This is a genomic window from Streptomyces sp. NPDC018019 (genome assembly GCF_044327805.1).
Classification (GTDB): domain Bacteria; phylum Actinomycetota; class Actinomycetes; order Streptomycetales; family Streptomycetaceae; genus Streptomyces.
Genome location: NZ_JBIRGD010000002.1, coordinates 324128 through 338301 on the forward strand (window position 1 = coordinate 324128; position 14174 = coordinate 338301).

The 14174-nt window shown below is 69.0% G+C and carries 16 protein-coding genes and 1 pseudogene; 9 read left to right on the forward strand and 8 right to left on the reverse strand.

Annotated elements, in window-relative coordinates:
• Position 1: 1 nt before the first annotated feature.
• The 8 genes from ACH4FX_RS04620 to ACH4FX_RS04655 all read right to left on the reverse strand — a co-directional run bounded on the left by ACH4FX_RS04620 (position 2) and on the right by ACH4FX_RS04655 (position 5003).
• Positions 2–388, reverse strand: a complete 387-nt coding sequence (locus ACH4FX_RS04620; protein ID WP_398475097.1) for a hypothetical protein — start codon at positions 386–388, stop codon at positions 2–4.
• Positions 389–414: 26 nt separating this feature from the next.
• Positions 415–1011 carry a hypothetical protein gene (locus ACH4FX_RS04625; protein WP_398475098.1) on the reverse strand — a complete coding sequence of 199 codons (597 nt, stop codon included), beginning with the start codon at positions 1009–1011 and terminating at the stop codon, positions 415–417.
• 29 nt (positions 1012–1040) lie between these two features.
• The gene (locus tag ACH4FX_RS04630; protein ID WP_398475100.1) at positions 1041–1574 is read right to left on the reverse strand and encodes a stage II sporulation protein M; all 534 of its coding nucleotides are present in this window, start codon (positions 1572–1574) and stop codon (positions 1041–1043) included.
• A gap of 77 nt (positions 1575–1651) precedes the next feature.
• Entirely contained in the window at positions 1652–1930 is a 279-nt protein-coding gene (locus ACH4FX_RS04635) for an uberolysin/carnocyclin family circular bacteriocin (RefSeq protein ID WP_398475102.1), read from the reverse strand.
• Between the two features lie 131 nt (positions 1931–2061).
• Positions 2062–3174 (reverse strand): sensor histidine kinase, encoded by a 1113-nt coding sequence (locus tag ACH4FX_RS04640; protein ID WP_398475104.1) that lies wholly within the window; start codon positions 3172–3174, stop codon positions 2062–2064.
• Between the two features lie 80 nt (positions 3175–3254).
• Entirely contained in the window at positions 3255–4001 is a 747-nt protein-coding gene (locus tag ACH4FX_RS04645) for a response regulator (protein ID WP_398475506.1), read from the reverse strand.
• 108 nt (positions 4002–4109) lie between these two features.
• A complete protein-coding gene (locus tag ACH4FX_RS04650) occupies positions 4110–4655 on the reverse strand; it encodes a hypothetical protein (RefSeq protein ID WP_398475106.1) in 546 nt (181 codons plus the stop codon).
• Between the two features lie 147 nt (positions 4656–4802).
• Positions 4803–5003, reverse strand: a complete 201-nt coding sequence (locus tag ACH4FX_RS04655; RefSeq protein ID WP_398475108.1) for a hypothetical protein — start codon at positions 5001–5003, stop codon at positions 4803–4805.
• A gap of 96 nt (positions 5004–5099) precedes the next feature.
• Between ACH4FX_RS04655 and ACH4FX_RS04660 the strand changes: the two genes are divergently transcribed.
• The 9 genes and pseudogenes from ACH4FX_RS04660 to ACH4FX_RS04700 all read left to right on the forward strand — a co-directional run bounded on the left by ACH4FX_RS04660 (position 5100) and on the right by ACH4FX_RS04700 (position 14139).
• Positions 5100–5771 carry a DUF6928 family protein gene (locus ACH4FX_RS04660; RefSeq protein ID WP_398475110.1) on the forward strand — a complete coding sequence of 224 codons (672 nt, stop codon included), beginning with the start codon at positions 5100–5102 and terminating at the stop codon, positions 5769–5771.
• A 545-nt stretch (positions 5772–6316) separates the two neighbouring features.
• Positions 6317–6931 carry a hypothetical protein gene (locus ACH4FX_RS04665; protein ID WP_398475111.1) on the forward strand — a complete coding sequence of 205 codons (615 nt, stop codon included), beginning with the start codon at positions 6317–6319 and terminating at the stop codon, positions 6929–6931.
• 1176 nt (positions 6932–8107) lie between these two features.
• Positions 8108–9037, forward strand: coding sequence for a LysR family transcriptional regulator (locus ACH4FX_RS04670; RefSeq protein WP_398475113.1), 930 nt, complete (start codon positions 8108–8110; stop codon positions 9035–9037).
• A 77-nt stretch (positions 9038–9114) separates the two neighbouring features.
• Positions 9115–9489 (forward strand): annotated as a pseudogene (locus ACH4FX_RS04675) (acyl-CoA dehydrogenase family protein); the annotation flags it as partial.
• A 559-nt stretch (positions 9490–10048) separates the two neighbouring features.
• Positions 10049–10858 (forward strand): SDR family NAD(P)-dependent oxidoreductase, encoded by an 810-nt coding sequence (locus tag ACH4FX_RS04680; protein ID WP_398475115.1) that lies wholly within the window; start codon positions 10049–10051, stop codon positions 10856–10858.
• Positions 10859–10941: 83 nt separating this feature from the next.
• Positions 10942–11718, forward strand: a complete 777-nt coding sequence (locus tag ACH4FX_RS04685) for a GNAT family N-acetyltransferase (protein ID WP_398475117.1) — start codon at positions 10942–10944, stop codon at positions 11716–11718.
• A 175-nt stretch (positions 11719–11893) separates the two neighbouring features.
• Positions 11894–12223 carry a PadR family transcriptional regulator gene (locus tag ACH4FX_RS04690; RefSeq protein ID WP_398475119.1) on the forward strand — a complete coding sequence of 110 codons (330 nt, stop codon included), beginning with the start codon at positions 11894–11896 and terminating at the stop codon, positions 12221–12223.
• A 2-nt stretch (positions 12224–12225) separates the two neighbouring features.
• Positions 12226–12615 carry a DUF1048 domain-containing protein gene (locus ACH4FX_RS04695; RefSeq protein ID WP_398475121.1) on the forward strand — a complete coding sequence of 130 codons (390 nt, stop codon included), beginning with the start codon at positions 12226–12228 and terminating at the stop codon, positions 12613–12615.
• A 285-nt stretch (positions 12616–12900) separates the two neighbouring features.
• Positions 12901–14139 (forward strand): serine hydrolase domain-containing protein, encoded by a 1239-nt coding sequence (locus tag ACH4FX_RS04700; protein ID WP_398475123.1) that lies wholly within the window; start codon positions 12901–12903, stop codon positions 14137–14139.
• Positions 14140–14174: the final 35 nt, after the last annotated feature.

Sequence of the window (14174 nt, forward strand, 5' to 3'; positions counted from 1 at the left end):
CTCAGAAGCGGTTTCGTGCACGGTTTTCCGACGCCTCGGCTCGCAGCAGGGTCGCTCGTGCGCAGATCAGGACGGAAACACCGACGGACAGGCCCAGCAGAATCTTCAGCAAGAGGCCGGTCCCCGAGACACCGAGGATCGCGGCGTGACAGGCGGCCGCTGGCAAGAACGCCGCCAGGGCGGCCCGATAGGAAGCTCTGCCCAGTACGAACACGCCGGCCGGCGGTATGACGGCTCCCAGCACGGCCAGTGCAGGCAGTAACCAGGCGGGGGCCCCTGCGGCCCGGGTGCCCTGGACGAGCAGGAGGACGGTGGATGACACACCGACGAGGCCCACAAAGGCCGCGGCGGCCCGCTCGACGGTCGGCTGTGTCGTGGTGGAACGCATGCTTCTCCCTGTTACTCGCACGTGCCTCAGACCGCGAGGGAAAGTCCCGCGAGCCCGGCGGCGAAGGCGTAGACCGTCATGGTTTTGCGCCGGCCGAGCCCGGACCAGTGGGTACGGAAGAGGAGTGGCGCGATCACGGCAACCGTCAGGACGTACAGGTAGTACCAAATAGTTGTCTTGGGGGACGAGATGCCGAGGACCGAGCTGGCCAGGTGCACAGGAAAGGTACACAGCAGGGCGATGACGTAGCCGAGCCCGAACCCCCGGTCGCGGCCGGTCTGTCGTCGCATGGTGAGGACATTTCGTTCCACCACCGCGGCAAGTGAGTAGAAGAGCGCCAGCAACAGCATCGTCAGGAACACGGCCAACAGCAGGCCGATGTTCACCGCCAATGCTTCCATGCCCTTGTCCTCGACCTTGCCCGCCAGATCGCTCTCCAGCAGCCTCGCGCGGACCGTCTCGTGCAGAGCGGGCAGCCTCGACAGAACGGCGGCGACCGTCAGCCCGTAGGCGATGAGCCACAAACCCCGGTTCGTCGGGCCGGCTTTCGAAGTTTTGCCCGGCCTCGCGCCCCTACCGTTATCCGGCTCCACAGGTTCGAGACCCGTTGTCAGCGACGTCATGAGACTCTCCCCAATTTCGACCCTCTCGCTTAGCGAGCGAATATCACAACTGACTCCACCAGGGCCGCGATGAAAATGACCACAACCGCGACGACGAGCGTCCTGAGTGAGAGACCGACCGACTCGACATAAGCCCTGACAGGTGATCTTCCATCTTCAGTGCTGCTGCGCAGCGCGTTGGCCACACCTGCCGTCATCGGCAGCAATCCGGCGGTGGCCGCGAGCAGCAGTCCGAAAAATTCCACAGGGGCGTAAAGGACGATGGAGCCCAGTGCTTCATGGACCCCCGCGGTGCGGGCTGCCGCTCCGAAAGTGGCACCGATATAGGAGGCCATCAGGCCGAGCGCCACCACGGTGGAGGCCCCTGCGGTCAGCACGCCGGAGAACAGCAGCACGGCCGCTCCGGTATTGCGAACCAAGATCGCGGTGAATGAAACCGCACCGCCTTGGCCTTCGGGCCCCGCCCAGGCGCCGTTCCCGCCTGCCTGGCCCATGCTCGTATATCCCAGCGCAATTCCTGTGCACAGTGCCGCCAGGGAGACCGAGAACGCGGCGGCGAGCATGCGCCTCGTGGCATTCCTGGCGGCCGTGCGAGTTGTCTGTGAAATGGTGGTTTCCCAGCTACTCGGTCATCGTCCTACTAGCCGACGGCTACCGTCTTCCCCCACTTGCTGATGGCCCACTTGGCGGTCGCCACGACCGTCCCGGCGATACCACCGGAGACCAGCGCCATCGCGGCTGCCAGTACCCAGCCGCCCACCTCGACGGCGTTGACGATCTGGCTGGCCACCGAGGTGGAGAGGCCGAACATGCCGGCGATGTACATGACGCTGATACCTGCGAAGGCCAACCCTATGGCGCTGATGAGACCGGCCGCCGCGACGGCCCCGGCGGTCCTCTTCGTGGTGAACGAGTTCATGATGAGTTACTCCCTTGACGCTTGCTCTGAAAGGCCGAAGCCTCCGTACACCGCCGGTCTCGTCTCGGTAGCGTCGATACGAGACCACAGCCCCTGCGGGCGCTGTTGCACGGAAGTTCGGGCGGGATTGATCATCGCGGACAGCCTGGGGTGCCGGTACCTCCAGGTGTCCCCCTCCAGGTGGAGGAGGCCCCTGCCTCACCCGGACACGGGCCGGGCAGCACAGCCCTGACGAGGAAACCGCCGTCCGTGCTGTGCGCGGCGGTCAGCCGCCCGCCCACCTGCTGGGCCCGCTCCCTCGCCCCGGCCAGCCCATGACCGCCGGCCGGCCAGAGACCTACCGACTGCCGGTGTGCAACGGGGCCATTGCGCACTTCGAGGACCAGCGACTTGCGGTCCTCGCCCAGCCTCGCCGACAGGGCGACCGGGGCACCGGGCGCGTGCTTGCGTACGTTGCTCAGCGCCTCCTGGACGATCCGGTAAGCCGTCGCCTCCACGCCAGGCGGCCAGGAGTGCTCAGCCGGCACGGACAGTTCGACGGTGACATCCAGCCCGCTGTCGGCCACCAGCCGCGGCACGTCGTCCAAGCCCTGCCGGCCCGCCGCAGCGGCGATATCCGCATCGGAACTACGCAAGACCCCGACCATGTCGCGCAGCTCCTCCAGAGCCCGGACGCTGTGCATCCGCACGGACTCCAACTCGACGCGCTTGCCCGGATCCCGCTCCTCGGACCAGAGTGCGCCCAGCTGCACGGCAATGATGCTCACGTGATGGGAGACGGTGTCGTGCATGTCCCGGGCCAGCCTCGCCCGTTCACGGATCACCGCACGTTCCGCCTCCCGCCGCTGGTCACGCGCCCGGCTCGCCTCAAGCTGTACGAGCTGCGCCTGTGTCTCGGCGCGGGCCCTGGCCAACAGACCGAGCGCTGTCGGGCCGATAGTCAGCAGAGCCGCCGCCTCAATGGTGTTCAGCAGTTGTGCACGGGTCATCTCGGCGATCACCCACAGCGGCCAAGTGCACAAGGTGGCGGCGAACATCAGGACGCAAAAGCCGATGAGCCGTTTCTGTGGACGTTGCAGTGCCACGACATACATGCTGATCACCGAAGGCAACAACAGATGCCCGGTGAAGATGGCGGGCAACGTGGCGCAGAACGCCGTCACCGTTATTCGCCGGCGCAGCGGCAGAGCGAGCAGCGCCAAAGGGCACACTGCGAACGCGAGCGCGCCGAAGTCATCGAGCACGGTCAGGGATTCTGCCAGTGCGCACACCACAGCCAGGTGCTCGGCTGAGCCCCTGCGTCGGCGCAAGAACTCCAAACGGTTCACGTCGTACGTCGTGCTCCTGCCGACGGACTGTTCACCAGCCCCCGCTGATGGGCCCGCACGGCTGCCTGCACCCGATTGGCCAGATGCAGCTTTCCGAGTAGTGAGCTGACATGGTCTTTGACCGTGGTGGTGCCGATGTGGAGCCTTTCGCCGATCTCAGTGTTTGACAAGCCTTCCGCAAGAAACTCAAGCACCTCATGCTCTCGTGCGGTCAACTCCTCCGCGGCAGGTCCCGCCGTATTCACCACTGCCTCGGGTGCGCTGGCCGTATGCGCACGTACCGGCAGGGCCGACTGCGCTTCTCCGTCTGCAGCGGATGCCTGCCAGGGGCGGCGACCACGCTCCACATACTCGCGCACCACAGTACGGGCCACCCGAGGGGCGAGCACAGTGCCGCCTTGAGCCAGCTCTTTTATGGCGTACTCCAATTGCTCCGGAGCGGTGTCCTTGAGTAAGAAGCCCGCCGCCCCACCGTGCAGGGCGGCCGACAGGTGTTTCTCGGCATCGAAAGCAGTCAGCATGGCGACCACCGGCGGCCGCGCCAGCGCGCGCAGGTCCGCGAGCACACTCAGACCGTCACGGCCAGGCATCTTGACATCGAGCAGGACCAGGTCCGGCTGCCGGCGTCCGGCCTCTGCGACGGCCTCCTCCCCCGCACAGGCAGCCACGACGCGGACCCCTTCGAAGGCCCCAATAATCCGCCTGAGCCCTTCCCGCAGCAGAATCTCGTCGTCAACGATCATCACGCGTACGGCCGACTCATTCATTCTTCTCCCGATCAGCACAAACCGCCCTCGTTTCGCGCGAGGGCGGGGCCGAAGTGCCCCCACGACGGGAACATCCTCACTATGTCATGACCAGGACGGACCAACCGGTACATACGTCGCGCCGAGGAACAACAGCAGGGCGACTTTGGCTTCTTTCGCGTGCTGATGCAAAGGGTGACCGACCACGAAGAAAGCGCCTTCTCTTTCCAGAGCATCCCCAACGATCATGCCGAGAGGAAAGTGGCGCACCAGAGGTCGACCATCCTCACCGAGCCGCCCTACGACCGACAGGGCCGAATCCTGCGCCGGGCGAGAGACCCCTGCGCGAGCGGAGGTGACCCGCCGGCGACTCCGAGTTGCTGCCGTCCGGCGCAGTGCCGCCCACGCGGGCGGAGGTGAACCGCCCGCGGCTTGGCCGTGCTCGGTAAGTTCGGACGCTGCGGCGGTGGTGATGTCGTCGGGCTGGGCGAAGACGCTGCTGCCGGCGGCCGGGGCGAACATGCCGCGTTCGGTCCGCATCACGCCGATCGCCGCACTGAGCCCGGGAAGCTCGCGGCCGTCGCGCTGTACGACCGTGCCGGTGCGCTGCATCGGCTTTACCTTCCGGGCGGCGCCGTTCTTCTTCGCCACTCACGGCCACCGCCCCGTGCCGCCACTCAAGGGCTCGGGAGGCGAGCCCGGGCAGCCGGTCCGTCCACGACGCGGCCCGCGGCCGTCTCATTCCGAGCGCCGTGCGCTGTTCGCGCAGTTTGCTCCAGCCGGACTACGAGTAGGTACTCAGCGGTGCGCTCCCGGGCCGCGCCGGCCGCCTTCATCGCCGCCGTTCACGGCAACCGCGACATTCGGGTTGTGTCGGTACCAGCGGTGCCCCTGCCCGATGTTGTACGCCCGCCGCGCCTCGGCTTCGGCTTCCTCGGTACGGCGGCCCAGCCGCGCCAGGGCGCTGCTGCGGCACTCCGGCAGGACACGCTTCGCCATCTGTTCCCGGAGCGGGAGGGGCGGCCGTTCTAGGGTGTTCTGCCCCGGTTAGAGTGGCGCCTGAGCGATCACAGGCGGAAGGGATGGAGGCGGTTCATGGGTGCGAAGGCGTCGTTGCTCGCGTTTGCGCGGGAGACTCCTCGTGCGGCCCTGCGTCCCGGCCTGGTGGCTGATGAGGCGGATGCCCGGCTCATGGTCGACGAAATTCTGGCGCCGGGCGTCTTGGAGCCGGCCGGCTCGCTGATGCTGGATGAGGCGGTTTGGCCGGAGCACGGGATGGTCTGCGCCGGGCGGTTCGCCGACGTGGATGTCCTGACATCGCGGAACCTGGGCCGTGACCGTCCCAGTGAGCTGGCCGAGTACGTCGCCCGTTCTGTCCGCCCGCGGGCCTATGCAGTGGCCATGGACAGTGCGGTGGGCTGGCTGGGGTTCGCCGTGTGGGAGAACGGCACACTCGTGCGGAGCCTGAGTCTGTCTCCGGATGAGGGGGCCATCGAGCAGATCGGTGAGCCGCTCCCGCTGGAGCAGGGCTTCTGGGCCGGACAGCACGCCGTCGAGCTTGCACCCGACTGCTCCCTGCCCTTCCACCCACTGGACCTGGGCGCCGAAGTGCTGCGGGTCTTCTTCGGGTTCGTCCTCGAAGGCAGCGAAGACGCCGGCTGCTTCGACCCCGAAGACATCCCACTGGCGGGATTCCGGAGCGCTGGTCAAGAAACCCGGCTGGCAGAGCTGAATGCCGCAGCGATGCGTATGGTCCGGGCCGAGTAAGCCCTGGCCTGCTTCGCGGGCTACGCCGCCTGCTGGGGCAGGTAGTAGGGGCGGCGCCGCGCCGTCCGGCCAGGCGATCCGTGCGTCCGCTGCGAAGATATGGTGCGGCAGCCTGAACTACCGCTGACGGACCATGACAGCCTGCTCGGCCGGTGTAACCAGCCGGGAGCCGGGCCGGGTCGGCTCCCGGATTCGTGCCGCCGGCGGACGGGCAACGGCGAACGCGAGCAGCCCGGTCTCCAGCCATCTCGTCCGGTCGGCCGAGCGCGGCCCAGTTCTCACTCCCTGCCGCCGTCGATGGCTCTTCGATGGCCGGCTTCGCTCGCCAGCCGCCGCCCGGCCACCTGATGCCGTCTGAGCCTGGCCGCGGTGGGTCATGGGGCCGGCCGTTCCCCGCGCCGGGCGGCACACGGTCTCGCCGGTGCGGTGCGAACTGAAGCGCAGGCAGAGCAGCGTCTTCGCGAGGCCAGCGGCAAGCTGAGCGAGGTTCGGCGAGGCGCCTGGCTGCAGACAGGCGGTGCAACAAGGCGAGATACGTTCTCACCATGTCGATGCTGTCCTTTCCTCTCACGCCCCAGTACCTTGACCAGCTGCTGGATCTTGCTGACATCCCTTGGTGCCGCAGCTCCTTCGATGATGCCTTCCGGCGCCGAGGCTGGGCTCGCCCGGATGCCGTGGTGGGGTGGTTGGATCACTGGCCGATCGGTGAGCCAGACCGGTCTTGGCACCTCGTGCTGGGCGAATACCCGGGCTGCTCGAACACCGATGATCCCAGCGTCGCGTGCGACGAACCGGAGTGCCACGAGGACTCCTTCCTCGCCTTTCCTCTCGCCTACGCAGCGCTCGATGTCACCGACGCCGGGTCCGGGACGCCCGTTGACCCACGGCAACTGTGGGGTGACCCACTTCCCTCCGGGGCCACGCACACAGCGGACGCCGGCCAGGAGGAATTCTTCGCCTGCTACGACGTTGCCGAACGCCTGCTCCATGCCCGCCTGGGCACCCCTCTGCCTGCAGCGCCGCCCGTACCATCAGACGAGCCCGAGCGGCAGACGTCGTGGAAGCGCGGCAATCGCCAGGTCAGCCTGTTCCTCGACACCAACTGGGCCAACTATGGCCAGGACGACTGGATCGGCATCGACATCCGTCCACTCCACTGATCCCCGTCTCCACCACCCGACACCGAGGCGGTAGGCTCCCTTGCCGTCGTGCCAGGTCCGGCTATGCCGTCCGGGCCTCTGGCCGCTGTCTTTCGCCCCTGCGACGCGGCGGTCCCGACCGAATGGGCTGATGGGCCGTCGATAACCCAGGCACCGGGAGGCGACAGAAACCTTGAAGACAAGCCGAGAGCCATCACGACCAGTCGGCCCGGCGCTCGGGCACGCCGCCGCGCCGGAGCTCGGCCAGGCCAGCGGGGCGGGCGTCGGTGTGAAGCCGGCCGCGGCGAACAGTGCGCGCCGGGTCGGGCGGTCCAGATACTCGGCCATGCTCTACACACAACTGACTTGGGCGGCCAGGGCACGTCGATCGTCGCGCCGAACCAACGTCGGGCAAGCGACCGGCGAGCTGCGTGACTTGGTGGTACGGCGTTCGTCGCCGCTGAGGCCGCCGAGCGCGCCGAGTTGTTCGGAGTCGGGCGCTTCGCCGCGGCTGTGGCGGGTTGGATGGTCTGCCGGAGCGCACGTTCTCCGCGCGGGCGCAGGTGCGCCGCACGGCGTGAAGCCGCCCGTGCAGGCACGGCTGGTTCCACGGTGGTGGCCCGTGCAGCGGGCCGTGACCAAGTGCGACGATGGCAGCGGGGAGTGCTTGCTCAGGGGCGTCGTTGAGAGCATGGGTAGGAGGAAGCGGTGCCTTACGGAACTGTCTGGTCTTCCTGTTGGGCTCACAGACGGCATAATCCGTCCGGTGTGCCGGTCTTCGGGGAAGTGAGTAAGAACCAGCACCTAGCACGGTAAATAGCCAGGTCAGCTCCTGTGGTCCCCGCGCATGCGGGGCTGATCCGGCGCCTGCGCCCACCCCAGGGCTGACCGTCGTGGTCCCTGGGCGTTTGGTGCTGTTCCCGCAGACGTACTACGTGCGCCGCAGCTACGTATGTGGTCCCCGCGGGGGGCCAACAGGCATGACCAGCAGCTTTATCCGGCGAGATGCAAGGTATTGCCTACTTTCGCGGGCTCCGGCATTTCCGCCTGAAGGCGCGTGCCCTCCGTCGCGGAGTCACCGGGACGCGACGTGCCCCTGTTTCCATGCCGCCGACGCCGGAGGCGGCGCAGCGGATGGTGATCAAGCGTCTGGCCTTCCCAGGGCGCAAAGGAGCAGGTGCGGATTACGCTTCGCTCATGTCCGATCCCTCTCCCGTGCCGGACCTCGATCTGCGCCTGGTGCGCTACTTCACGGCCGTCGCCGAGCACGGGCACTTCGGCCGCGCCGCCGCGGCCCTGCGCATCACCCAGCCGTCCTTGAGCCGCCAGGTGCGCGCCCTGGAGCGGCGGTTGGGGGCCCGTCTGCTGGACCGCACCCCGCAGGGCAGCCGCCTCACCGAGGCCGGGGAGGTCTTCCTGCCCCGTGCCCGGGCGCTGCTGCACTCCGCCGCGCAGGCCGCGGCCGCCACCCGCGCCGCCGCCGAACCCGCCCGTGTCACCATCGGGTACACGACCGGTCTCTTCGTCACCCCGGCGGTGCGCGAGCTGCGCCGCCGGTTCCCGGACGCCGAGGTGCGCGCTTCGCACGTGGGCCTCCAGGACGTCCGCGCCGCGCTGCTCGACCACCGGGTGGACGCGCTGGTGACCCGGCCGCCGGTGCCGTCCGGCCGGCTGCACGTGACGGTTCTGTACGCCGAGCCCCGGATGCTGCTGGTACCGCTCGACCACCGGCTCGCCGGCCGGGAGTCCGTCACCTTCGAGGACATCGCCGACGAGCCCGTTCCCCGCCTGCGGCGGGCCGATCCGGCCTGGGAAGCCTTCTGGCGCGTCGATCCCCGGCCCGACGGGAGCCCGGCCCCCGGCGGGCCCTTGATCGACGCGCTGGAGGACAAGTTCGAACTCGTCGCCGCAGGTCAGGCCGTGGCGATCTCCGCCGGGCCGCACGCCCGGGGGCTGCGCCCCGACCTCACCGCGATCCCCCTGCGCGACGCCGAGCCCAGCCACGTCGTGCTGGTGACCCGCGCCGACGACCGCAGCCGCCTGGTGGCCGCCTTCCGCACGGCAGCCCGCGAGCGTCTCACCGGACCCGGCCCTTCCGGACCGGGGCACGCCGTCCCGAACGGGTAGGGCAAACGTCCGGAGGACCGCCCCGCCGAAGGAGGCCGCACCATGTTCGGCTACGACCCGTCTCCCCCGAGGAATGTACCGTCGTCAGCGTTGTACGTGTCTTCGTCGACCGCGACGTACGGCCGGTGGCACGAGGGCTGAAGCACGCCGACCGCTACCCGGAAGAGCTCGTCGAGCGGATGAAGCATCTCGGCGTCTTCGGGCTCGCGGTGCCCGCCCCGTACCGCCGGGCGTGGCGTAGCAGCCGGGCCGGTGGCCACCCGCCCGGCTTCGACCAGGCCCCGTACCGGCAGCGCAACGCCGCCGAGTATTGCGTGAGCAAATGGAAGCAGTACCGGTCGGTGGCCACCCGCTACGACAAACGTGACTACGTCTTCAACGGCACCCGCACCGTAACCGCGATCGTCATCTGGCTCCGCGACACCGTCCAAGAGCCACCAGAAATGCCCTGATGGCGGCTTCGCCGCATCCTTGGACACCCGCGGCACAACTGCCCCTCAACGGCTACTGTCGAGTCGCCTGAAGGCCCTTGCCGCGCACACAGGAGCCGCTGGTTCACCCGGTTCGTGAGGACGCGAATTGCTGCCCCCTCCGTCCCTTCGCCCGTCGCTGCCGGGCAGTTACTGCACGGCGGACACCCCGGCCTCGCGGCAGTAGCCCGAGCTCTGGTATGCCGGGCCCTGCCGGACACGTCGGTTGATGCGGCAGTCGCGACGGAATTTCGTCAGAGGCGCGTCAAGGCGGGTGGAGATGTCTTGCGGCCCGGGGCGGTACGGCATTCGATGGGGACGTGAACAGCGCCTGGCTCCTGCTCGACCGTCCGCCTCATCAGGCGGGCCCGTGTCGTGCCCCGCGCTGCCCGGAGAGATCCGCCTCCCGCTGATCCCTCCCCCGCATTTCCTACGGGGCGCCGTGACCTGACCCGGCGCCCCTTTTGCGTACTGCCCGCACGCCGCCGCGCCCACCAGGGCCGTCTCGGCGTACCCACGCATTCCCCGATCGGAAGGGACCATGTCCGTCTTCGACCTTTCCTCCCGTACCGTCCTGGTGACCGGCGCCACCGCCGGCATCGGCTTCGAGACCGCCCGGCAGCTGACCGAGCGCGGCGCCACCGTCCTCGTCCACGGCCGCACCGCCGAGGACGCGCAGGCCGCCACCGACAGGCTGGCCGCCGCCACCGGCGTCGGAGTAGCCCAACTGCGCCCCCTGAGCGCGGATTTCACACGCCTGGAAGAGGTCGAGGCCCTGGCGCGGCAGATCGTGGCCGAACACCCGCGCCTCGACGTCCTGGTCAACAACGCCGCCACCGCCGCCCCCGAACGGCACACCCGCACCGACGACGGCAACGAGATCACCTTCCAGGTCAACTTCCTCGCCCACTACCTGCTGACCTGCCTCCTGGAACCCGCGCTCACCACCGACCCCGGCGGGCGGGTCGTCAACGTGTCGTCCTCGCTGCACCGCACCGCCTCGATCCAGTGGAGCGACCCCCACCGGACCCGCCGCTACTCCCGGCTCGCCGCCTACGCCCAGTCGCAGCTCGCCCTGACCGTCTTCGCCGCCGACCCCCGGGTGACCGCGGTCTCCGTCCACCCCGGCATCTGCACCACCGACCTGCTCCCCCTGTACGCCCTCGACGGCGCCCCGGCGGCAGACGGCGCCACCCACGTCGTACGGCTCTGCGACCCGGCGGTCGAAATCGTCAACGGCGCGTACTACGACCGCGATCAGCGCGTCGACCCCGCCCCCGCTGCCGCCGAGGACCGCACCGTCCGACGCCTGAACAAGCTCGCGGGCCAGCTCGTCGGCCACCACGGCTGAACCACCGGGCGGGGCGCTGCCCAGCCCCGCACCGCCCCGCCCGGTCCGCCCGGTCCGCCCCATGAACGTCACACGGAGTCATCGTGATCGAGCTCTCCCGCGATCAAGTCGCCGCCGCTTACAACTGGTTCGCTGCCGAGCCCCCCGGGGTGTCGGCACTGGCCGACCACGCGCTGGCCCCAGGAGCCGGTCGCTGGTGGGCCGACCGCCCCGTCGCTCCCCGAGCCGTCGCCGTGGCCTGCGCCGACCACGTGCTGCTGCGCGGCGACCCCACCGCCCTGGCTCCTCTCTCACTCGCCCCTTTCGCCGAGCACTACATCCAGGCCCCGGCCCGCTTCCTGCCCCTGCTCGGGCACGCGTTCGACCTCGTAGTGCCGTGGGAGCGCCTGGGTTACGTCCACCGCGTCCCCGTACCGCGTCCGCACGTACCCCGCGGGGTGACGGTGCGCCGGCTGACGCCCGAGGACGCGCCGGCACTCGCCGCGCTGGGGCCCGAAGCGGCCTGGAGCCACGCCACCTGGGGCGGACCGGCCGGTCTTGCCGCCTCCGGGCACGGCTGGGCGGCGTTCGCGAAGGGCCGCGTACTCGCCATGGCCTGTACGTACTTCCGCGGCCGCACTCATGAGGACGTCGCCTGCCTCACCGTCCCCGAACACCGTCGGCAGCGTCTCGCACTGGCCTGCGTCACCGCCCTCTGCCAGGACATCACCGCCCGCGGCCACACCCCGAGCTGGACCTGCTCACGCGACAACCGCGCCAGCCGGCTCCTCGCCTGGACCGCAGGGTTCCGCTTGGAGCACGAGTACGTCCACCACCTCACCAGCCATCCCGCACACGGCGCCGAAATGCTCGCCGCCTGACAACTCACCCACCACCTGAGACCGCTACCCAGCCCAGGCCGCGGACGAGCTGGACGACGATCTGCTTGCGGTGCTGCCTCACATCCCCACTATTCCGTCTTGCTAAGTACCGGTAGTCAGCGTTACGGTGTACCGGTACTCAACGTCGCTGAATAGCACAGGGAGGGGATGTTCCATGGCCAAGCTGCTGACGGAGATGCTCAAGGGCACGCTGGAGGGCATCATCCTCGCGTCCCTGTCCGGCCGGCCCGCCTACGGCTACGAGATCACCGCGCGACTGCGGGAGCAGGGCTTCTCCGACCTCGCCGAGGGGACCATCTACGCGCTGCTCATCAGGATGGAGAAGCGCGGCCTCGTCGACGTGGAGAAGGTGCCCTCCGAAAAGGGGCCGCCACGCAAGGTGCATTCCCTCAATGCTCAGGGACGGGAGTACCTCGAAGAGTTCTGGAGGACGTGGAGCTTCCTCACGGAACGACTGGAAAAGCTCCGCGAAGGGGGCGGGTAGACATGTCCGATGTCGAGAAGAGCGGCATCGTCGCGAAGGTGATAGGGCCCAAGAAGCGCTGGAAGGCATACAAGGCGCGCGTCAAGGAGCTTCCCGAGAACCACCGCACGGCGGCCGAAGCGATCGAGCGGTACCTGATGCACTTCGTGCCGACCGACAGCGACAGCAGCGCGTCGATGTTCGAAGATCTCGCCGACCTGTTCGAGCAGGCCGCGGCGGACGGAACGCCGATCCGCGAGGTCGTCGGGCCGGACCCGGCGGAGTTCGCCGAGGAGTTCGCCCACAACTACTCGGAGGGCGGCTACGTCCCCGCTCGTGTGCGGCAACGGCTGACCGACGATATCGAGCGCGCTGCCGGTGAAGACACCGGAAACGAAGACAAGACGGTCTGACAGCGGCCCAGCACGACATATCCGGGGGCCGAGCCCCCCTTCATCACCGGCCTGCGGCGGCACAAGGTCACGCCCGGTCGGCTCTCTCTCGCCGCATGGCAGCGGCGGCGTCAAGCCGGTGACAGCCAGCGGCGGAGCAGTTGCCGCCGGTGGATTCCGTGAACGGTTCAACGGTTGCGCCCTCAGGGCTGCGCGTGGAGCTATGCCGAGCGCGCCCATGCAACGCCCATGAGCGCCACGCCGGAACGGTCTCGTAAGAGAACACCTTTTTTGAGGAGACTCACGATGGGGCACGGCAAGAAGGGCTTTTCCGAAGCAGGGCTGCGCAGACTGCGCGAAGTGCTCACACGGCATGTGGAGTCCGGGAAGATCCCCGGGCTCGTCGCTCTGGTCGGCCGGGGCGAGGAGACGCACGTCGAAGCGATCGGGACGATGCGTCATGACGGTGGCTCGCCGATGCGCCGGGACACCATCTTCCGGATGGCCTCGACGACCAAACCGGTCGCGATGGCAGCGGCGATGGTCCTGCTCGACGAGTGCCGGCTGCGGCTCGACGACCCGATAGACCAATGGCTGCCCGAGCTCGCCGACCGCCGGGTGCTGAAGCGGGCCGACGGCCCACTGGACGACACCGTGCCGGCCCGGCGTCCGATCCTCGTACGGGACGTGCTCACCAGCACGCTGGGGCTCGGACTGGACATGACGGCGCCGACCGCTCCGATGATGACCGCGCTCTTCGAGCAGGGGGTCTACGGCCAGGAGGACGGATGGCTGTTGCCGGCGCCGGACCCGGATGAGTGGATGCGCCGCCTCGGCGCGCTTCCACTGATGTACCAGCCCGGGGAGCGGTGGATGTACAACCTCGGCGACGACGTGCTCGGCGTGCTGGTGGCCAGGGTCACCGGCCGGTCGTTCGAGGAGTTCCTGCGCGAGCACATCTTCGAGCCGCTGGGTATGAAGGACACCGGTTTCCACGTGCCCGCCGACAAGATCGACCGGCTGCCGCCCCTGTACGCCCCCGACCCGCAGACCGGAGCGTTCACCGTGGAGGACGAGGCCGAAGGCGGACACCACAGCAAGCCCCCGGCGTTCCAGTCCGGCGGCGGCGGACTCGACTCCACCGTCGACGACTACCACGCCTACTTCCGGATGCTGCTCAACCATGGAGCCCACGGCACCCAACGGATACTGTCCCGGCCCGCGGTCGAGCTGATGACCACCAACCGCCTCACGCCCGGGCAGCTGGCCACCCGGGAAGCCTGGGCCCGCGACGTCGCCCACTTGTCGCACGGCCAAGGGCAGCACGGCGGCTGGGGCTTCGGGATGGCGGTGCGCACCTACCGAGGCGACTACGCGCCCATCGGCCAGTTCGGCTGGGACGGCGGAGCCGGCACCACGGCTTACGCCGACCCGGACAACCAGCTCGTCGGTATCCTGCTCACCCAGACCGGGATGTCCACCCCGGATTCGGCGCGGGCCATCCACGACTTCTGGACCACGCTCTACCAGGCAATCGACGACTGACCCGAGCCCGAACCCGAACTCAGTAGGCCCCGCCC